This is a genomic window from Stecheria intestinalis, from assembly GCF_009696165.1.
Lineage (GTDB): Bacteria > Bacillota_I > Bacilli_A > Erysipelotrichales > Erysipelotrichaceae > Bulleidia > Bulleidia intestinalis.
This window is the reverse complement of record NZ_VUMN01000009.1, coordinates 18,651-39,204: the sequence shown is the minus strand read 5'-3', so window position 1 is coordinate 39,204 and position 20,554 is coordinate 18,651. Positions and strand designations below refer to the sequence as shown.

The window sequence follows — 20,554 nt, the reverse complement described above, 5'->3', positions numbered from 1 at the left end:
GAACAGATTGTCTGTCAGGTCAATCAGTTTCTGAAGCGGGATCTTTTTTTCGCCTTCGGCCCATTGACGATAGATAGTAAAGCCTTCTCAGGTTGCTGCAATGTTCCCGGGTTTCATGATGCCGGTGGTATTCCGTGGCAGCATCTTCTATACCTGGCATCAGCTTTCTCCTCTGCCGGTGATGCAGGTGATCGCGCTGCTGGATCCGCTGACCTGGATCAATGAAGCGATCCGTGAGATCATGACACCGCGGATTCAGAGTCTGCCGCTGGCGCTTACCATTGCAGTCATTATTGTATGGGTTCTCGGCATGGGAACGATTGCCCTGAAGAGATTTCATCAGATGGTCTATCATCACTGATATGATCCAGAGAAAAAAACTTCTAATCATTTTTTCTGAAACTGTGAAAGAAATACTGGCAAGAAAGAAAGAATCCTCCGGAACATGATAAAATCATGGAAATGAGAAACAGGAGGGCAGTGCTTATGGAATTCGATCTCAGCAAGCCGCAATGCTACTGGTTCAAGAAGATCTCAGAGATTCCACGCGGTTCCCGGAATGAGAAGGCTGTCAGCGACTTTGTCGTGAAGTTTGCAGAAGAACGCAATCTGAAAGTAAAGCAGGATGCGGCATGGAACGTGATAGTTGATAAACCGGGATCCCCGGGACATGAATATGACCCGGTGCTGATTCTGCAGGCACATATGGATATGGTGTGCGAGAAGACTTCAGATTCGGATCATGACTTCGAGAAAGATCCGCTTGATCTGTATGTTGAGAAAGGCTGGCTTCATGCAAGAGGCACCACGCTTGGCGGAGATGATGGCAACGGGGTTGCATACATGCTTGCTGTGCTGGATGATGATACGCTTGTCCATCCGCCGCTGGAATGCATGTTCACGACTGCAGAAGAGATCGGATTGGTCGGAGCACAGAAGCTTGTTCCGGAGGATCTGCATGGCGATCGGCTGATTTCCCTGGATGGCGGCGGAGAGCACGTGACCGGGCTTTCAAGTTCTGGAGCTGCCACGATCCATATGAGTTATGAGATGAAGATGGAGCCTGCTTCAGACCCTGCATATGAACTCTATGTATATGGACTGAAAGGCGGCCATTCCGCAGCGATGATTGATCGGGAACGGGCCAATGCGCTGAAGCTGGCAGCCCGGATTCTCGAGGAAGCAGAGGGAAGAGGAATCTCTCTCCATCTTGTCAGTCTGGATGGCGGCAGAAAAGACAATGCGATCACCAGAGAAAGCAGGATCCTGTTTACTTCTTCTGCTTCATATGCTGAGCTGGAAAGCTCTGTGAAACAGAGCGCGGCAGGAATTCATGAAGAACTGCAGTACAGCGATGAAGGATTTGCGGCAGAGCTGAAGCAGAAAGATCCGGTCAGCGAACAGGCGGATGGAGATTCTTCTGCAGAGCTTCTGGATTTCCTGTATCTGATCCCGGATGGATTCCAGCATAAGTCTATGGCGATCCCGGGGCTGACGCTGACGTCTCTGAATCTCGGCATTCTGTATACTGACGGAAATAAAGCGGAAATGCAGATCCTTGCCAGGAGTGCGATTGACAGTGCTCTGGATCATATGATCGGTCAGGTGAAGAAGCTTTCTCAGTATATGGGAGTTCAGGTTCAGATTCTCGGCCGGTATAAGGGCTGGAACTACAAAGAAGATTCGGATCTCAGAAAGAAGTTTGCCATGGTGCTTGAGAAACATGGTGAGAAGCTGGAATGCCATGCGAGTCATGGTGGTCTGGAATGCGGAATCTTCAGCGGCATGAGACCTGGAATTGATATCATTACGTTCGGACCGATCTGTCTGGATGTCCATTCTCCGGAAGAACGGCTTGATCTTGCATCATTTGATCGGAGCTATGAGATGCTTCGGGAAATGATCACAGCATGTGCAGAACAGGAGAGCAATTGAATGAAAGAAATCAGAACAGCAGATGCACCAGCAGCGATCGGGCCGTATGCCCAGGGTTATGTATCAAAGGGATTTGTGTTTACTTCCGGTCAGATCGGGGTCGATCCTAAGACCGGCGAAGCCCCGGAAGGAATTGAAGCTCAGGCAGAATTCAGCTGCAGAAATGTCGGCGCAGTCCTGAAAGCAGGCGGCAGCGATTATGACAAAGTCATCAAGACGACTTGCTTCCTGGCCGATATGAAAGACTTTGCGGCTTTCAATGAAGTATATGCGAAGTACTTTACCGGGAAGCCGGCAAGAAGCTGCGTGGCAGTGAAGACGCTGCCGAAGGGATTGCTCTGTGAGATTGAAGCGGTTGCGGAGGAGTGAATGAAGAAACTTGCAGTACTGAAGGAAGACGATAATTCTTTCGTGGTCGGATTGATTTCCGGAGTAGTTTTCTCAATTCTGTTCATCATGTGTCTGACCATGCCTGAGGAAAGCCAGGACGGAATCCTGCCGGTAGAACTGATCTGCCTCGGGGCTGCAGTCCTCGGCTGGCTCCTGGTTGTAATGCGGCAGCGCTGCCGCATGATCTTCACAGATGAAGGGGTCACTTACATCAGGCTTTTTGGCAAGCCTAAGAACATGAAGTATGAAGAAATCTCTCAGTTCATGTGCATGAAGCAGGGCTTCTTTCTCTACAATCAGGATGGCGATCGCATGCTGGAATTTTCGGCAAGGCTGGAACGTCATCCGGAAGTTGAACAGATCATCAGAAGCCATGGCATTGAGGTGAACCATTCCTCGATCCGTTCCGGCAGGAAAGACCGGGAAGTCAGATAAAGATATTGCTTGAGCAGAAACCTGCACGCAAGGTGATTGCTGATATCCTCATTCAGGAGAGTGACAGACCGGGAAAACCCGGTCTTTTTCATGTGATACCAGGTCTTTCGGGAATAGGAGAACCAGAATATGAAGAATACATTGGCTTAATTAGAGTTGGTGATTTTCTTCTTCACTGTGCCTAATGGAGCACAGTACTTGCAGACAAATGGCTTAGACTGCCTCTAGAGAGGTAGATACCCGCATTTATTCCACTCTGTTCCCATACCAGAAGAAGCTTCTGCCCGATCTGGAGAATTGCATGATCCTGAACATTGCTTCCCGGAGTTACTGCATAAAGATCTGTCCAAAATGCGGCTCAAAGACTTCGAACTAAACCAGAGGCGGAAGAGCCAGCTCCGGAAAGCAGATGCTTGTCTGCCATTCATGCAATCATAGGACCGTGGTCGACTATGGTCATCTCACGTATTACTCTTAGCAGGTCCGTTCGAAATGGGATCAGCTGATCAAGGACACTTTTCAGCAGGTTCCGATCCAGAAGACTGCTGAGAGCCTCGGCATCAGCTCTTATACCGTCTGGAGAATGCGCATGAAGCTTCTCCACGCCCTGGAATCCATTGCCAGTGAAACAGTGGTTTCCGATGAAGTAGAGATGGATGAAAAATACCTTCTGAACAGTGATAAAAGCGAAAAGCATCAAATCGCGGGCTTTCCAGTGGACAGATATGTCTGCTTACCGCAGTGCAGAGATAAGGAGATACAGTTCTCAAGGCAGCGAACATGGCAGCTCCGAAATTGGAAGATATCGAGAAAATTCAGAAGAATCTTTCTGGGAACTGCCTTGACTTGGATTGATGGCAAGACTGCATATCAGAGGATCCTGAATCAGAAGAACTGTGAGTTTCGAGCAGCAGGTGATCATAAGCCCTATATCTATCTCTGAAGACCATCTTTGATGAATGGAATCGCGGATACAGAGGAGTGGCAGCAAAGTATATCAACCCAGCTTGCTGCACTGCTGGCAACAGTCCTGAATATGCAAGATTGGCTGCTGATGAAGTGCTGCTTGAGGTCAGAACTTTACTCAGCAATGTCCCGGACTTCTTCAGAATCTGTGATATGAAGACTTCGGACCTGTTTGCTTATTAGCCTAGATCGCCAACCTGCAAATTAAGCCAAAAAGAATGCCTGAGAACTCAGACATTCTGAATAGTTACTCTTCGACTGGTACTGCAGTCAGGAAACACATGTCATTCGGTTCCCCGGATTCTTCATCGAAGAAGTTGTAGAACGTAAAGTTGTACAGGAAGCGCTCCGCACTGTAGACGCCGTAGCCATCCTGGTTGTGGTCAGTTGTATCGTAGGGATCTGCCACAATGATTACATCGTCCTGGGTCGTATCGGTTCCCATGGTATCGTAGCCGATGATGACCTGCCAGTGGCCGCCCCAGTCGTTCCAGCCGACGATGATCGGATGGCCTTGTTTCAGCGTGCCCTGGATATAGTCAAACGTGAATACATCATATACGGTATCCATGCAGTCCAGCGTGGAGTATGTATTGAAGCCGCCGACGCCGTCGAAGATCTCGACCAGCTGAGACATGCTGGTAGCGCCTGGCTCCGTGCCGTTGCTGCGGAAAGCAGCGAGACTTTCTTCGTTATAATCGCCGAGTTTCCCATACCAGTTCATCACCATGAGTGCAGACGAAACGCCGCAGCTCCATTCAGAAGTCTGCTGCTGGGTTTTGAAGTTGTGCAAAATGGTCAGAGTATCCGTGGAGTTCATGTTATAGAAGTCCAGTGTATTGAAGTACGGACTGTCTTTATGGTCGCCTTGACGCTCTACGCTGTCGGAACCGTCTTCCGGACTCAGATCCACGGTATGAGGAATTTTCATTTCATCGGTGTAATTGCCGTGAGATGCAGAACCAGACGAGGTGCATCCTGCTAACAGAGATGCACAGAGAAGAAGAAAAGAAACCTGTTTTTTCATTTGTTTTCCCCCTTGATTTCCCGGTGTCTGTTTCTGAAGTGATGCGTCTCCTGCCGGGAATGAAAAAGTTATATCAGACAGTTTCGTAAAAGTAAACAATAAGTTTAATAATAATAGATTTCCGGAATTGAAGCAGAATGGAAATCTGAACAAATCTGCAGATGGGATTCAGAAAGACTTCAGATTTCCTAGATAAAATGACTTGTGTTCGGAGGCATAAAATGAAACGAGTCATATCAGGCATTTCGGCTGCGGCACTATTGCTGTGCGGGTGCAGCAGCTCGACGGCCAGTACACATAGCAGTGCTTCTGCACCTGCTTCAGCAGAAACAGAAGCGACTGCTGCAGCTGCCACAGATCTTTCCATGATCGACAACACGAAATGGTAGTACAACAGCGACGATGATGTCTATTATCAGATCGGTATTCAGTATTGTTCTGATCCGGCTGATGCTTCTTATGAGACGCTGGCGATCTTCGTGCCGGGCAGCTATTTTGATACGACAGACAATGGCGACGGTACTTATACCGTGACCGTCAATACGGAAGCAGAAGTGAATGACTATACGGCATCGACCGCACCGATTGTGATGCCGGTGAATACGCCGGGCTATTCTGCACAGGAAGCGCTGACGGAGTATCAGAGTTTCACCGAGTATACGAGCAAGGGCATGGTCTATGTGCATGCCGGATGCAGAGGCAGAGATGCTGGTGCTCCTGCGGGAGTCACGGACATGAAGGCTGCGATTCGGTATCTCAGATATTCTGCCTCGACGATTGCCGGTGATACGGATCAGATTTTCGTATTCGGTATGAGCGGCGGAGGTGCCCAGGGTTCGATTCTCGGTTCTTCCGGCAACAGCGATCTCTATACGCCGTATCTTGAAGCAATCGGCGCGGTCATGGGAGTGAGCGATGCAGTTCAGGGTGTGATGGCATGGTGCCCGATCACGAATCTGGATACTGCGGATGAATCGTATGAATGGATGATGGGTTCTACGCGCAGCGGACTGAGCGATGAAGAACAGTCGATCAGCGATGCGCTTGCAAATGCTTATGCACAATGGGTCAACAGTGCAGATCTGAAGGACGCGGATGGCAATGTGCTAACTCTGGAGGCATCTGATGATGGCATCTATCAGTCTGGTTCCTATTATGATTATCTGAAGTCAGTCATTGAGGAATCTCTGAATAACTTCCTGAGTGATACGGAATTCCCGTATGACGCATCCTCAAGCAATTCTATGGCTGGCGGTCCGGACGGAAGCGGCATGCCGGATGGCGAAAAGCCAGATGGAGCACCGGATGGAACAGCACCTGATGCTTCGGCTTCTGCAGATACTTCTTCTTCCTCCAGCAATGATATGGCTAATGCAGAACAGAACGATGGCATCACGCGAGACACCAGCAATTCTTCCGGCCTGTCACTGACTGGTACTTATGAGACTGCTCAGGACTACATTGATGCGCTGAATGCGAATGGAACCTGGGTAACCTATGATACGGCTACGAATACGGCAACCATCACTTCGATTGCTGACTTCGTAAAGGTGATGAAGAATGCTTCCAAAGGACTGGCTGCGTTTGATCAGCTTGATGCAAGCCAGGGTGAGAATACGCTGTTCGVATATGGCGATGGCAATGGCGCACACTTTGATTCGACGCTTGCAGAGATTGTCCGCGGCACTGATTATGCTTCTTCGTTTGAAACGGATCTTGCAAAGACAGACAGTGTCGGCAATATGGTTCAGACCCGTCTGAATATGTATACTCCTCTGTATTACCTGCTTGATTCTTATGATGTATGCGGGACTGCAGATGTGGCTTCTTACTGGCGGATCCGCACTGGTCTGAGCCAGTCTGATACTGCTCTTACCACTGAAGCGAATCTGGCTCTTGCACTGCAGCAGTATTCCGGCGTGAAGTCAGTAGACTTCGCAACGGTCTGGGGACTCGGTCATACTACTGCTGAGCGTACCGGAGATTATGTCTCCAACTTCATTGCCTGGGTTGAAGAGTGCACGAAGTAGAGACTGCTTTGGAAATTCGGCACTGGAGAACAATCTCCGGAGCTTTTTTCTGTCTGAATCGGGATGTTAAGAATTTGTTCAGATTCTGAACGGATTTGTGTTAAATGTCTTTGCTATTCTCCTTTGCGGATAAGAGATTCTGTCCTGAGGAGGAGCTTATGGAACTGCAGATGCTGAATGCGATACAGACGCTGAGAGGTCCGGTGCTTGATTTCTGATGCCGCTGATTTCGAATGGTCTGGTGATTTTTCTGATTCTCCCGTTTATTCTGCTATTGCTGAAGAAGACGAGAACAGCGGGAATGGTGATACTGATGGCACTTGCCCTGGATGTCATATGATGCAATGGAATTCTGAAGAAACTGTTTCAGAGAGTGCGGCCTTGTGATGTGAATACAGCAATTGTCCTGCTGGTGCCGCGGCCGACAGATTATTCCTTCCAATCCGGACATGCGTCATTTTCGTTTGCGGCTGTTTTCGTGCTGATGAATTCGGATTCTTTCAGAAAGCTGAGAGTGCCGGCACGGGTGCTTGCATGTCTGATTGCGTTTTTGAGAATGTACCTGTATCTGCATTATCCGGCGGGTATCCTTACAGGGATCGTCACCGGTCTGTTCTGCGGATGGGCGGCTTATCGGATTGCGGATCATCTTGCTCATCTGCATATCGATGACTTTCGAAGCGGATTCAGAAGCAAGCATCGTTCCGATGACTTCATAAGGCATTCCGGAAAAGCCGTAATTCGCTAGTGCAGCTTCGGAATGTTCCAGCGAGCGGGTGCAGATTCCATCTGCCTACCAGCCCTGTTCCAGGATCACGGGGTATAAATTAGCCATGGCATGCCGGCAGTTGCCGATCAGAAGTGCTGAATTCATAAGATCTCCTTCAGAAAGAACAGCGCTCTGTTCTCAATATTCTATACGGAGCATACGTTCTGCAATCTGATGCGTCTATCTCTTCAGATTCATCTCTGGTGGATAGAAAAAAGCTGAGGAACTTTCAGCTAAGAAGGCTCCTCAGTTCTTATCGGATTCTGTCAGTTCAGTTTCTGACCGCAGTTAGGGCAGAAACTGTCATCTTCATCAACAACCTCACCGCAGTTCGGACAATGTTTCTCTCCGGAGATCTGCATCGGCTTTCCGCATTTCCGGCAGAATTTCGCATCGGGCTTGTTCAGAGCTCCGCAGCTCGGGCAGGTGACGGAGTCACTGCTGACCGTGCTGTCCGCATCCTTTGCATTCTTTCCGGTAAATGGATTCGAAGTAGTTGTCTCGAGCGGTTCTGCGCCGATATAGCTGTCGAGGAAGCGGAAGATATCATCGAAGAGACCGAACTGACGGACTGCTCCGAGCCCTGCGGTTACCAGCAGCGGGGAGAAGACGATACCGAGTGCCGCAAAGCCGGCTTTCTCAACCCATTTCTCGGCAGCCACCGAGATCCTTAGATTCGCGTCTTCTTCATTGATGCGGATGCTTACTGCAGCGTCCATGCCGACATATTTGGTCCATTCCATGTTGGCATCTCCCTTGCACTGGACGAGATAGCCCTGGCGGGTACGCATGATCTGGGTGATCATATGCTTATCCGTATCCAGGTATTTTGCCAACGCATAGGCCGTATCCTGAGCAGAACGGCCATTTGCCGGATATAGTTTTTCAGTGATGAATCCTCTTGTTTCGATATCAGACATATTCTATGCCTTCCTTTCATTCTTCACTGTAATCATTTTCCGGAAGAATTGGGTAAATCACATCACTTCACAAAATCCATAATGGTCTGAAGGATGAGAGCCTTTTGATCGAACGATACAGAAATCTGTACGGTTTTACTATTATATATGGAAAAGAAATACCTGCTTCACCCTGATCTGCCTTGGCTTTTCCGAGCAGATTTCTGCATGCAGGAATCAGATCATTTCAATGCATTAAATAACAAGGTACTTACCTGCATACATGATAAAGGGAATCGACATTCGAAAGGTACTTTTTCTTCAGAAACCTGGGAAACGGAAGGAAAAAATTCACAAGAAGAGAACCAAAAAATCTTAAGGGTTCACAGAAAAAAATTGTATGGTCCAGAATGTAAGCGCTTGCTAAATTATAACTGTTGATGAGGGAAACCTCAGATCACAAGGGAGGAAATAATTGTGAACTCGAAGAAGATTTTCAGTATTCTCACGGCTTCTGCAATGTCTGCAACTCTGCTTGCAGGATGCGGCGGCTCAAGCTCTTCGGCAGCTGCTACTTCAGCTGCTGCGGCATCTTCGGCAGCGACCGCTGCTGCAGCAGCAGAGGCTACAGGAAATGCAGCAAAGCCGCTTGTCTGGTTCAACCGTCAGCCGTCCAACAGCTCGACTGGTGAACTGGATATGACTGCTCTGAACTGGAACAAGGATACCTATTATGTAGGATTCGATGCGAACCAGGGTGCTGAACTCCAGGGACAGATGGTTGCTGATTATATCACTTCTCACGGTGCTGAACTGGATCGCAATGGTGACGGAATCATCGGCTATGTTCTTGCAATCGGCGATATCGGACATAACGATTCCATCGCACGTACCCGCGGCGTCCGCAGCGCCCTCGGCACAGCAGTTGATGATGCAAATGGCGTCAATGCTCAGCCGGTAGGAACCAACGTTGATGGATCTTCCACCAATGTTCAGGATGGCTCCATTGAAATCGACGGAACGACCTATGTCGTACGTGAACTTGCTTCTCAGGAAATGAAGAACTCTGCTGGTGCAACATGGGATGCTGCTACAGCAGGAAACGCAATCGGTACATGGGCTTCTTCCTTCGGCGATCAGATTGATGTCGTTGTTTCCAATAACGATGGCATGGGCATGGCAATGTTCAATGCTTGGTCCAAGGAGAACAATGTTCCGACCTTCGGATATGACGCAAACTCTGATGCTGTTGCCGCAATCGCTGATGGCTATGCAGGAACGATCTCCCAGCATGCTGACGTTCAGGCTTATCTTACGCTCCGTGTTCTGAGAAACTGCCTGGATGGTGTTGATATCAATACTGGTATCTCTGTTGCAGATGATGCTGGCAACGTTCTGACGGAAGGCACCGACTATGAATACAATGCAGACCAGCGTTCCTTCTATGCTCTGAACCTTGCTGTCACTGCTGACAATTATCAGGACTTCCTGGATGCTACTGTTACTTACAAGCCGGTAAGCAATCAGCTCGATGCTGGAACTTCCCCGACGAAGAAAGTATGGCTCGACATCTACAATGCTGCAGATAACTTCCTGAGTGCTACCTATCAGCCGCTGCTGGAAAAGTATGACGATCTGCTGAACCTCGATGTTGAATACATCGGCGGCGATGGCCAGACGGAATCCAATATCACGAACCGTCTCGGAAATCCTGATCAGTATGATGCATTTGCAATCAACATGGTCAAGACGGACAACGCTGCTTCCTACACTTCGCTGCTTCAGTAATTTCTGAATTGAGCTTCTCCTGATGGGCTGCGGGCAATTGTTCCTTGCAGCCCTTCATCTTATGAAATCTGATGCGGAATACGCGGAGGATTTCACCACTGTATGAGGTGATAGCATGGCTGATGAATCAAAAGACAATATTCTTGAAATAAGGGGAATGTGCAAGAGTTTCGGGCGCAACCGCGTTCTGGATCATATCAACCTGGATGTGAAGCGCGGAACCATCATGGGACTGATGGGAGAAAACGGCGCCGGAAAGTCCACGATGATGAAGTGTCTCTTCGGTGTTTACCAGAAAGACGAGGGAACGATTGTTCTGGATGGCAAGGAAGTCAACTTTGCGGGTCCGAAAGATGCACTGGAAAATGGAATTGCAATGGTACACCAGGAGCTGAATCAGGCTCTTGATCGCACTGTTGTAGATAATCTGTTCCTCGGAAGATATCCGACCGACCGGTTCGGCGTGGTCGATGAAGCACGCATGAAGCGGGAGGCTGCAGAACTGTTCCGCAGTCTGGGCCTGACCGTGAATCTGAGTGCTCCGATGCGGACGATGTCCGTATCAGCAAGACAGATGTGCGAGATTGCCAAGGCAATTTCCTATCATTCCAAGCTGATCGTTCTGGATGAGCCGACGTCTTCGCTGACGGAGCCGGAAGTCCGGAAACTGTTCGGAATGATGAGAAAGCTGCGGGATCGCGGCATTTCTCTGATTTATATCTCGCATAAGATGGATGAAGTATTCGAAATCTGCGATGAAGTATCTGTTCTCCGTGATGGTCACATGGTCATGACGAAGAAGATTGCAGAGACGGATATGAATGATCTGATCACGGCAATGGTCGGGCGTTCTCTGGATAATCGTTTTCCGCCAGTAGACAATACTCCGAAAGAACCGATTCTCTCGGTTCAGCATCTGTTCACAAAGTATAAGCCATGGCTGAAGGATATTTCGTTCGATGTCAGAGAAGGCGAGATCTTCGGTCTGTATGGTCTGGTCGGAGCTGGAAGAACCGAACTTCTTGAAACGATCTTCGGTGTCCGTACGAGAGCGAGCGGGCGTGTGTACTATAATGGCAAGCTCTGCAACTTCAACAATCCGAAGGAAGCGATGGACAATGGGTTTGCTTTGATCACAGAAGAGCGCAAGGCAAATGGATTGTTCCTCAAGGGAGATCTGACCTTCAATACGACGATTGCCAATCTGGACCAGTATAAGCATGGATCGGTTGTCCTGTCTGATCCGGATATGAAGAAAGCAACCGCAAAGGAAATCCGGACCATGCATACCAAATGCCTGGGACCGGATGATATGATCGCAAGTCTCTCCGGAGGCAACCAGCAGAAGGTGATCTTCGGAAAGTGGCTGGAACGTGAACCTGACGTATTCATGATGGATGAGCCGACGAGAGGTATTGATGTCGGTGCGAAGTACGAGATCTACGAACTGATCATTCAGATGGCAAAACAGGGAAAGACCATCATTGTGGTATCGTCTGAGATGCCGGAGATTCTCGGAATCACAAACCGGATCGGTGTGATGTCAAACGGACACCTTTCCGGCATCGTCAATACGAAGGAAACAAATCAGGAAGAGCTGCTGAGACTCAGCGCTATGTATCTGTGAGAGAGGGTATAAGAAGATGGAAGACAAGAGACAGATTCTGACCGATAAAGAAGAAGAGGCACTCAAGGCCCCGATTGCAGAAAAAGTCGGCGGAATTCAGGAACAGCTGGATGAACTGAGAAAAGATGGAAGCCTGAAGATTCAGAGCCTCAGCAATAAGCTGTCTTCTGTGAAGAGCAGCAGAAACCTCACCTCTGAGGAACGGAAGAAGCAGACTGCAGATCTGGAAAAGCAGCTGGCTGCTGCGAAAGAGGTGGAGCGTGCCAACAGCACGAAAGTCAATGAGCTGGTAAAAGAAGCAGAAGACTATCTGAAGCAGAATTATGACAGCCTGTATTACAGCAAAGTCTGTGCTAGCTGCGATGCTGAAAGCAGCAAAGCTGAGGCTGAATACAATGCAAAGCTTGCTGAGCTGAAGGCCGAGTACGAAAAGACGATTTCCGGCATCACGGACAAGAACGAACTGAAAGATGAGAAGTATGTCTACAAGAACAAGCAGTTCGATGCCAAGCTGACGTATGACAATGTCATGCAGGCAATCAAGGATCGCCGCCATGAGGCATTTACGTATCAGTATCATCTGATTGACAATCTCCGGATGTCGAAGTTCACGACTGCAGAGAAGTGGGCCCAGTCCCGTGAGAACTATAAGTATACCTTCAACCGGAAACAGTTCCTGTTGAAGAACGGACTTTACATCGTCATCGTGCTGATCTTCATCATGCTGGCAATCATCACGCCGATCCTGAAGAACACGCAGTTATTCACGGTGACGAATATCCTGAACATTCTGCAGCAGGCTGCTCCGCGTATGTTCCTGGCGCTCGGCGTTGCCGGACTCATTGTCCTGACTGGTACTGATCTTTCCGTCGGACGTATGGTCGGCATGGGCATGGTCACTGCGACCATCATCATGCATCAGGGCGTCAATACCGGTTCGGTATTCGGACACATCTTCGACTTCACCTCGATTCCTCCGGCTGGACGTGCATGGCTGGCATTGCTGGTATGTGTGATTCTGACGACGATCTTCGCAACGATTGCGGGTTTCTTCTTTGCCCGCTTCAAGATGCATCCGTTCATTTCCACCATGAGCAACATGCTGATCATCTTCGGCCTTGTCACTTATGCGACCAAGGGTGTCTCGTTCGGTGCAATTGATTCCTCGATCCCGGCAATGTTCATTCCGAAGATCAACGGATTTCCGACGATCATCCTGTGGGCAATTGGTGCGATCTGCGTGATCTGGTTCATCTGGAACAAGACGATGTTCGGCAAGAACCTGTTCGCAGTAGGCGGCAATCCTGATGCTGCAGCAGTTTCCGGTATCTCTGTATTCAAGACGATTCTCTGCGCATTCATGCTTGCAGGTGTCATGTACGGCATCGGCGCATGGCTTGAATGCATGCGCATGGTCGGTTCCGGTTCTGCCGCTTATGGCCAGGGCTGGGATATGGACGCAATCGCTGCCTGCGTGGTCGGCGGTGTCTCCTTCACCGGCGGTATCGGAAAGATCTCCGGTGTCGTGGTCGGCGTTCTGATCTTCACCTCACTGACGTATTCCCTGACGATTCTCGGCATTGATACCAACCTGCAGTTCGTATTTGAAGGCATCATCATTCTGACGGCTGTCACGCTGGACTGCCTGAAGTACGTTCAGAAGAAGTAATCATTCCTATTGAATACCCAGAAGAAAAGCCCGAAGCGGGGCTTTTCTTCTGGACTGATCTATTGGAACTGGGAGACATTGTCCGGCGTGATTTTCTGGTAGGGAAGCGTGATGTAATGCGAATCAGTCAGCTCGGGCATTTCTCCGTTTCCGGAAAGGGCAGCCGCAAGCTGGTAGATCGCTGCTGCCTGTCCTTTGTAGTCATTGTAGACCGTTCCGATCAGTGCATGGTTCTGAACAAGTTCGCACCCGACTGAAGTTCCGTCAATTCCGGCGATCAGTGGGCGATCATCCTGAGAAATTCCAGCTGCTTCATATGCATCGACGGCGCCGGCTGCCATATCATCATTGTTGCAGAGGAACAGTTCTGCTTCAGTTCCTTCCTGGATCAGTCTGGCTACTTCAGTCCGTGCTTCCTTGCGGTTCCAGTCACAGATTGAATAGCCGATCTTGTCAATCCGGACGCCGGCATTCTGCAGTGTCGTGACGGAAGATTCGCTGCGGACAATCGCGTCCTGATGTCCTGGTTCTCCTTCCAGGACATAGACCTGGATCTGCCCGTCCCCGTTCCGGTCTGCTTCCGGGTGCTGGCTGAGATAAGCGGCTGCAATCTGTCCCTGCAGCCGGCCGCTTTCTTCCGGATCACTGCCGACATAATAAAGATGTTCCCAGCGGGTGATATCGGATTCTACCGGCTCGCGGTTGAAGAAGATCACCGGAATCTCATTCTTCATTGCCGTATTGATGATTGCAGAAGTGCTTGTGCGGTCAACAAGATTGACGCAGATCACGTTCATCCCGTCATCGATCATGTCCTTGACTTGCTCGTTCTGGGTGAGCTGTGAGTGATCTGCATTGCGGATGGTGTAATGAACTCCATCCGCTTCTGCCAGCTCAGAGAVTTCTTCCGTGATGGAGGCGATGAAGGTATCATCGCCGTCATAGACGGCAATGCCGAGATTCAAGCTCTTCTTCTTTGCGGAAGCGGGAGCGCATCCGGAAAGGGCCAGAGCCGGAATCAGTGCAATTGTGCTGAAGATCAGTTTCATGGCATCCTTTCTAGCTACTGGCTGATCGGAAACAGCAGCTGCTGATTTTTCTTCGTGAACATGTTTGCCCGGGTGATGATCGAATAATCGATGGCAGTATTCTCCATGGAAGTTCTGGACGAGCAGTAGTCAGAGATCTGCTCGATGGCAGTGAACCCGGCAAGATATTCGTTGGGGACAATCATCTTATCGATGACTTCGGAATCGGTATAGGAAATGCAGGTGGTGGAGATGCCGATTCCATACAGGCCAAAGATCTGATCCGGGTGTGCTTCCCGGTATTCTGCTGCTGCCTCGAGAGAATCGTTGTCCAGGGCAATGATCAGGTCGGCAGGAGTCTCTGCTTGCGCATGGATCAGTGAGACCTGGCTGGTATCCCTGAGAATCCATACCGGACTGATTTCATGCTTGGCGAGTTCTTCATTCAGACTTGCCAGCCGCTCCGTGAGCTCAGAGGAGCTGTTTGCGGAACAGAGAATTCCGATTTTCAGGTCAGAAGCAGAACTGCGGTAGGACAGGACCAGCTGAGCAAGGCTGACGCCTGCTGCTTTTGCACTGAGAGAGATCTGACTCAGTCTTGCACTGGTTTCCAGAGAGCCTCTGGTTCCGAGCAGTACAGTCGGAACGGAAGAATGATCCAGAACCGAGGCAGTCTGATCGGAGAGAAGGGAAACGATGATTCCATCGGGCTTTTCTTCCAGCGCAGAGGCGATCTGGTCTGCTTCATTGTCTTCGGTGGTGCTGATGATGGTCAGTGAGATGCCGTATTCTCTTGCGGCAGCTCGGATGCCGGTCCGGAAGGAGTTCCATCGTTCTTCTGATGCATTGGGCAGGACAACGGTGATCTCACGCTGCGGATTTTCTTTTTCCGGAGCGACTGCGATGTATCCGGATACTGCTGCAGTGACTGCCAGAGCGATGATCAGGAGAATGAATGCGATGCTTCGTGATTGCTTCATACCGTTTCTCCTTCATATCTGGCAAGGTTTTCTTCGGTGGCTTCGATGGCTGGAATATGAATCGTCACTGTTGTGCCGGCATCCAGTTCGCTTCTGACCTTGAGTCCGTAGGCATCTCCGAAGCGCAGGCGCAGACGTTTATCGACATTGATGAGACCGACTCCGGAGCCATGCTTTTCAACCGCCGGGCGTCTGGATTCATTCAGAATCATCTCTACTTCTTCCGGACTCATGCCGTAGCCATTGTCAGAAACTTCCAGATAGATATCGTCCTGTTCTCTCCAGCCATGAATGCGGATCCGGCCATCCTGTTCTGCTTCCTTGATCCCGTGATAGATCGCATTTTCCAGAATCGGCTGAAGCACGAGTTTCACGATCAGACAGGAACCGATCGAATCTTCAATGTCAAACACTGCTTCGAATGACTGCTTGTAGCGGACTCTCTGGATATTCAGATAAGCCTCGGCCTGCTTCAGCTCATTATCGATGCGGATGATCGAATGGCCCCGGTTCAGCGACATGCGGAAGAAGGAAGCCAGCTGCGTGATCATGAATACCGCTTCTTTGTATTTCTCTCCTTCAATCATCCAGACGATGGAATCAAGCGTGTTGTAGAGAAAGTGAGGATTGATCTGCGCCTGGAGGGCATCGAGCTCGCTTTTGCGCTTCTCTTCTTCTTCCCGTCGCATTTCATCCATCAGGCGGTTGATCTGAGCAATATAGGAATGGAGCGTGGTACCTAGCTCTTCGATTTCTGCAGAGCTGTTCTCATATACTTCAGGTGGAAGATTCGTGACGCCTTCCATATTCGCGATCGTATCATTAAGACGGATCAGAGGTTCGGAAACCTGCCGGGCAAGAAAGCGGTTGATGAGGACGATGGCAAGAACCGTGAGCGAGATAATCATGATGATCACGCTTCCGGAGGATCGTTCATTGAGATTCAGCGTCGATCCCGGAATTACGCTGACCAGCTTCCAGCCCGTATAGGAAACAGTATTCACATTGACAATCTGCTGGGTATCACCGACCTGCTCGACGTGCACTCCGTCTTCGTAAGTCAGCACTTTCGTCGTATTTTCGGTATACTGACCTGCCTGGATTCTGGACTGGTAGGGGTGATAGATGATATCTCCATCATCTGCCATCAGATAGATATAGCTGTCAGACAGCTCGGAGTTTGACTCTTCCAGGAGCTGTTCCATGGACTGATAGTCCATATCGATGAGAAGCACGCCCCGCTTCGCTTTTCCATTCTGGGTCATGTCTACGGCAGTTGACAGAGATATGACCCATTTGTAGGAATGCGAAGCAGACTGAAACAGGTTCTGCACATGGGGCTGAGAAAAATGAACATTCTCTACTTTGGCAAGCGCAGAAGTGAACCAGTCCTGTTCTGTGACATCCAGATTGTTCTTCAGAACTGCATTCGGAGCTGTGCAGAGCAGGGTGCCGTCATCGCTGAACAGCGCGATGGAGATGATCTGATTGGAATTTGCGGCATAGAGCAGCTGCATATTAGAACGGATGCTCTCCTCCGAAAGATCATTTTTCTTGATGACATCGTAATAGAGTGCGTTTGCGGTATTGCGGATCGTGGAAAGATAGTTTTCGATGTTCAGGGTTTCCTGAAGTGCAGTATTCTGCGTGGATTCCTGCAGCATGTTCCGGGTTCCCCGGTTCATGAGATTCTGAAAGACCATTCCGACGACTGCCATCATCAGAATGGAAACCGCACTGAACGAGATCAGAATGACAGTCCGGAAGCTCCCGGATTTATTCGTCCCGAAGTATCTGGAAAACAGTTTCATACGGATCAGCTTCCTTTATACTTGCTTGGCGGAACTCCGAATTTTCTGCGGAATACATAGGAAAAGTAATTCGGATCACTGTAGCCGACCTGCGTGGCAACGATATAAGTTTTCTCGTTTTTCGAGACAAGCAGCTCGGCTGCTTTGTTCATCCGGTAGTCAGTCAGAAAGGTGCTGAATGGCTGCCCGGTTTCCCGGCGGAAAATCGTGGAGAAATAGGACATCGAGATGCCGAGAAAGGAACAGATGGAATTCAGACTCAGATCAGGCTCGGAATAGTGTTCCTGGACATAGCTCTTTGCTTTCTGGACCAGATTCTCCGTGGAACTCTTCCGCTGCCCGCTGAGCTGTTTCTGCATGCGCAGGCATACTTCATTCATCCAGACGCCGAGTGCTTCCGGATCCCGTTGCTGCAGGTCCAGGGAAGTCGGGTCTTCGCCGAAGGCACTTTCCATCTCCAGGCCGTTGTCTCTGGCAAAGCTGCCGAGCCGGCCGATAAGTTCCATGATGAACAGATGATAGGAAACCACGGAAGAATGAGGCAGGCAGTCAGAAAGAAACTGATGCACCGCGGCAGAAAGATCTTCCGGGTTTTCCAGTTTCATATGCTTGTAGACATTCTGCAGTTCAAGATCTGCAGTCCCGGAAGGAAGTTCTGCCTCCTTCGGGGCAACCTCAGAAATATTGATTGCCTGCTCGCTTCCGTAGACAACCCGGTAGGAAACCGCCTGGCGTCCGCCCGCATAGCTGCTCGGAATCTCCTGAAGGCTGGCGCATGGATGGCCGATGCCGCAGGTGACAGAAGCTCCGACCGCGCTTTTTGCCAGACGGCAGAACCGGTCAAGCTCATCCGTCAGGTCACGGACGTCGCTTTCTTTCTTCAGGGAAGCGATCATGCAGAGATTGTTCAGAAAACTGAAGAAGTGAGGCTCCCAGCGGGAACTGATCTTCTCTTCCGCAAGCTTTCTCACGCTCATGACCATCAGCATGTACTGCATGCCTTCCGGCAGCTTTCCGGAACTTGTATGAAAGAGAGCAGCTGTATAGTAAGGACCAGGCAGGGAGATCTGATAGTCGCTGCAGTATTTCTCCAGTTCTTCTTCCGGGATGCGCCCCTGCACCAGGGAGATGAAGAAGTTCTCCTGCAGGACGGGAAGAGACTGCTGATAGTACTGCTGCAGAATTTTCTGATTCTGCCGTTCTTCGTGTTCCTGATCGAGAGAAGCGGTGATCTTGCGGAAGACAGCAGTCAGATATTCGGAATCAATCGGTTTCAGCAGATATTCCACTGCATTGAGATGAACGGCTTCCTTTGCGTATTCGAATTCATCGAATCCGGAAAGAATGATGATCCGGATATCCGGATACAGCTGCCGCAGCTGCCTTGCAAGCTCCAGACCATCCATGTATGGCATCTTGATATCCGTCATTACGATATCAGGCTGCACCTTTTCTGCAAGCTCCAGTGCCTCCACCCCATTGGATGCTTTTACCGGTTCTTCCAGACCAAGTGCATTCCAGTCAATTTTCTTCTGGATGACTTCGAGCACATCATTCTCGTCATCTGCCAGCATTACTTGATAAGTCATGTCTATCGCCTTCCTGCCTGGTTCAGATACTGATCGCCATGTTCCATGAGCTCCGCGTAGGTTTCATTCAGAACCTGATAGAGCGGATCCGCCAGTTCTCCCATACCGCACGAAGCCGGCAGATCTTTCATGGTTTTCTGAATGTCTTCCGCAATATGGCGGGCCGTGTGTTCTTCACTGACCGGAACCAGTCCGAACCCGGTAGTCCGATAAGCCCGGTCGCCTGCACAGGACCGGATCATCCGGGCAGAAAAGTCCCGCCATTCCGCAATCAGCACCTCATCCGGTGTTTCTCCTTCCCGGATTCCGAAGGATTCCAGAAGGGCATATACTTCCTGGTGCTTCTTTCTGGAAAACGGAGAGTTTCCGGAGTTGACTGCTATGACTTTCAGCATGAGCCATGCGCGCATAAATCCGTCCGGGCGCTGACGCTTTCCGGTTCCGAAGCGCAGATGCAGCACTTCCAGCCTCCGCACGTCTTCCGGATCGCTTATCGCTCTGATCCGCTGATTCAGGGCTTCTTCACGTGCATGAATATCATCGGTTTCAAAATAATGAGCCGGCCATTCTTCAAGGAGATCCTTATCAGGTGTTCTGAACATATGCTTTCTGTCTTTTCTTCTTTATATTTTACATGCAATATGCCGGTTTGTAACGCATGTGGCATACTCTGCAGCGGATCCGTCTCAGTCATATGGAAAAGCTGAATCCGAGGTGCGTGCTATAATCGCAGCAGAAAGGAGAACGGGTTTATGACAGACCGTATTAATATATATTTACTGCTGGAACAGATTCACAATGAAGTATTCCCGAACGAAAGCTTCGGGGTTTATATGAAGAAGATCGACGAACTGATCGGACCGATGGAAAAGCTGGATGATGGAGAGATCGTGACACGTCTTTACCATTATCTGAAGAGTCCATTTCAGAAAGTCGGAATGATCTCTCATTAACAGGAGGTTTTTATGAATGAAGAGCAGATCCGCCAGCGTGAGATCACCAATCTCGGCAATCCGGCAAAGCCTTCCGGAGAAGCCGGGGCAATGATGCTGGAGCGCATGAATCAGAGTCATGATGCAGTGACGAACTGGGGTCTTGATTTCCTGGAGCTGGAGGAACATCTGAATGTGATGGATCTTGGCTGCGGCGGCGGTGCAACCCTGCACCGTCTGTATGATCGCGGCGTGCGTCATCTGACTGGCGTGGATTATTCCGAGGTATCTGTTTCGGAATCGATCCGGAATAATCAGGAACTTGTTCAGAGCGGCGTGCTGCAGGTGGTGCAGGCCTCTGTGGAGCATCTTCCGTTTGCGGATCATTCTTTCGATATGATCGTAACAGTGGAAAGCTTCTATTTCTGGCCTGATCCGCAAGAGAACCTGAAGGAAGTGCATCGGGTGCTGAAGAAGGGCGGACATCTGCTCGTGATTCTGGATACGTATGAAAACGGAGCGCTTTCAGAAGAAACAAGGGAAAATATCAGACAGTACCATATGACCGTTCCGACCGAGAAAGAGTTCATGGAATTGTTCCGCAAAGCGGGATTCGTGGCAACCAGTGCCCATCTGAAACCGGGCACTTCATGGATTGCAGCAGAAGGAATTGCCTGAA

General features: G+C 49.7%; 19 protein-coding genes and 1 pseudogene. 13 read left to right on the top strand and 7 right to left on the bottom strand.

Annotation, left to right across the window (positions count from 1 at the left end):
- The first annotated feature begins 100 nt into the window (after positions 1 to 100).
- From FYJ51_RS05250 to FYJ51_RS05235, 4 genes are all read left to right on the top strand, one after another.
- A complete protein-coding gene (locus tag FYJ51_RS05250; protein ID WP_205946199.1) occupies positions 101 to 361 on the top strand; it encodes a hypothetical protein in 261 nt (86 codons plus the stop codon).
- A gap of 125 nt (positions 362 to 486) precedes the next feature.
- Positions 487 to 1,935: a beta-Ala-His dipeptidase gene (gene pepD / locus FYJ51_RS05245; protein ID WP_167836441.1), complete on the top strand. Its 1,449-nt coding sequence runs from the start codon at positions 487 to 489 to the stop codon at positions 1,933 to 1,935.
- On the top strand, positions 1,936 to 2,304 hold the full coding sequence (locus tag FYJ51_RS05240) for a RidA family protein (RefSeq protein ID WP_105302896.1): 369 nt from the start codon (positions 1,936 to 1,938) through the stop codon (positions 2,302 to 2,304).
- Complete coding sequence (locus tag FYJ51_RS05235; RefSeq protein ID WP_154504011.1) at positions 2,305 to 2,760, top strand: hypothetical protein; 456 nt, start codon at positions 2,305 to 2,307, stop codon at positions 2,758 to 2,760.
- 1,213 nt (positions 2,761 to 3,973) lie between these two features.
- Here the strand turns inward: FYJ51_RS05235 and FYJ51_RS05230 are convergent.
- Positions 3,974 to 4,753: a C39 family peptidase gene (locus tag FYJ51_RS05230; protein ID WP_105302900.1), complete on the bottom strand. Its 780-nt coding sequence runs from the start codon at positions 4,751 to 4,753 to the stop codon at positions 3,974 to 3,976.
- A 221-nt stretch (positions 4,754 to 4,974) separates the two neighbouring features.
- Here FYJ51_RS05230 and FYJ51_RS13530 point away from each other — a divergent pair, with 221 nt between their 5' ends.
- From FYJ51_RS13530 to FYJ51_RS13520, 4 genes and pseudogenes are all read left to right on the top strand, one after another.
- A complete protein-coding gene (locus FYJ51_RS13530) occupies positions 4,975 to 5,142 on the top strand; it encodes a hypothetical protein (RefSeq protein ID WP_205946198.1) in 168 nt (55 codons plus the stop codon).
- Between the two features lie 12 nt (positions 5,143 to 5,154).
- Positions 5,155 to 6,783 (top strand): annotated as a pseudogene (locus FYJ51_RS05225) (subtype A tannase); the annotation flags it as partial.
- Positions 6,784 to 6,990: 207 nt separating this feature from the next.
- Complete coding sequence (locus FYJ51_RS13525; protein WP_205946196.1) at positions 6,991 to 7,170, top strand: hypothetical protein; 180 nt, start codon at positions 6,991 to 6,993, stop codon at positions 7,168 to 7,170.
- 1 nt (position 7,171) lies between these two features.
- The gene (locus tag FYJ51_RS13520; protein ID WP_239928524.1) at positions 7,172 to 7,531 is read left to right on the top strand and encodes a phosphatase PAP2 family protein; all 360 of its coding nucleotides are present in this window, start codon (positions 7,172 to 7,174) and stop codon (positions 7,529 to 7,531) included.
- 287 nt (positions 7,532 to 7,818) lie between these two features.
- On the opposite strand, the gene FYJ51_RS05215 is transcribed toward FYJ51_RS13520, so the two are convergent.
- The gene (locus FYJ51_RS05215; protein ID WP_154504009.1) at positions 7,819 to 8,472 is read right to left on the bottom strand and encodes a zinc ribbon domain-containing protein; all 654 of its coding nucleotides are present in this window, start codon (positions 8,470 to 8,472) and stop codon (positions 7,819 to 7,821) included.
- 456 nt (positions 8,473 to 8,928) lie between these two features.
- Here FYJ51_RS05215 and FYJ51_RS05210 point away from each other — a divergent pair, with 456 nt between their 5' ends.
- The 3 genes from FYJ51_RS05210 to FYJ51_RS05200 all read left to right on the top strand — a co-directional run bounded on the left by FYJ51_RS05210 (position 8,929) and on the right by FYJ51_RS05200 (position 13,535).
- Positions 8,929 to 10,239: a substrate-binding domain-containing protein gene (locus FYJ51_RS05210; RefSeq protein WP_239928525.1), complete on the top strand. Its 1,311-nt coding sequence runs from the start codon at positions 8,929 to 8,931 to the stop codon at positions 10,237 to 10,239.
- Between the two features lie 115 nt (positions 10,240 to 10,354).
- Positions 10,355 to 11,866, top strand: coding sequence for a sugar ABC transporter ATP-binding protein (locus FYJ51_RS05205; RefSeq protein ID WP_154504007.1), 1,512 nt, complete (start codon positions 10,355 to 10,357; stop codon positions 11,864 to 11,866).
- 16 nt (positions 11,867 to 11,882) lie between these two features.
- Complete coding sequence (locus FYJ51_RS05200) at positions 11,883 to 13,535, top strand: ABC transporter permease subunit (protein ID WP_105302903.1); 1,653 nt, start codon at positions 11,883 to 11,885, stop codon at positions 13,533 to 13,535.
- Positions 13,536 to 13,594: 59 nt separating this feature from the next.
- On the opposite strand, the gene FYJ51_RS05195 is transcribed toward FYJ51_RS05200, so the two are convergent.
- From FYJ51_RS05195 to FYJ51_RS05175, 5 genes are read right to left on the bottom strand one after another with little or no spacing between them, the layout of a single operon-like run.
- Entirely contained in the window at positions 13,595 to 14,584 is a 990-nt protein-coding gene (locus tag FYJ51_RS05195) for a galactose ABC transporter substrate-binding protein (RefSeq protein ID WP_154504005.1), read from the bottom strand.
- A gap of 14 nt (positions 14,585 to 14,598) precedes the next feature.
- Positions 14,599 to 15,543, bottom strand: a complete 945-nt coding sequence (locus tag FYJ51_RS05190) for a sugar ABC transporter substrate-binding protein (protein ID WP_154504003.1) — start codon at positions 15,541 to 15,543, stop codon at positions 14,599 to 14,601.
- The gene (locus FYJ51_RS05185) at positions 15,540 to 17,354 is read right to left on the bottom strand and encodes a cache domain-containing sensor histidine kinase (RefSeq protein WP_154504001.1); all 1,815 of its coding nucleotides are present in this window, start codon (positions 17,352 to 17,354) and stop codon (positions 15,540 to 15,542) included. Before FYJ51_RS05185 ends, FYJ51_RS05190 begins: the two co-directional genes overlap by 4 nt.
- A gap of 5 nt (positions 17,355 to 17,359) precedes the next feature.
- Positions 17,360 to 18,943 (bottom strand): response regulator, encoded by a 1,584-nt coding sequence (locus tag FYJ51_RS05180; RefSeq protein ID WP_154503999.1) that lies wholly within the window; start codon positions 18,941 to 18,943, stop codon positions 17,360 to 17,362.
- A 2-nt stretch (positions 18,944 to 18,945) separates the two neighbouring features.
- Complete coding sequence (locus FYJ51_RS05175) at positions 18,946 to 19,545, bottom strand: DUF6553 family protein (RefSeq protein WP_154503997.1); 600 nt, start codon at positions 19,543 to 19,545, stop codon at positions 18,946 to 18,948.
- Between the two features lie 150 nt (positions 19,546 to 19,695).
- Between FYJ51_RS05175 and FYJ51_RS05170 the strand changes: the two genes are divergently transcribed.
- On the top strand, positions 19,696 to 19,896 hold the full coding sequence (locus FYJ51_RS05170) for a hypothetical protein (RefSeq protein ID WP_105302909.1): 201 nt from the start codon (positions 19,696 to 19,698) through the stop codon (positions 19,894 to 19,896).
- Between the two features lie 12 nt (positions 19,897 to 19,908).
- Entirely contained in the window at positions 19,909 to 20,553 is a 645-nt protein-coding gene (locus FYJ51_RS05165; protein ID WP_154503995.1) for a class I SAM-dependent methyltransferase, read from the top strand.
- The last annotated feature ends 1 nt before the right edge of the window (position 20,554 follow it).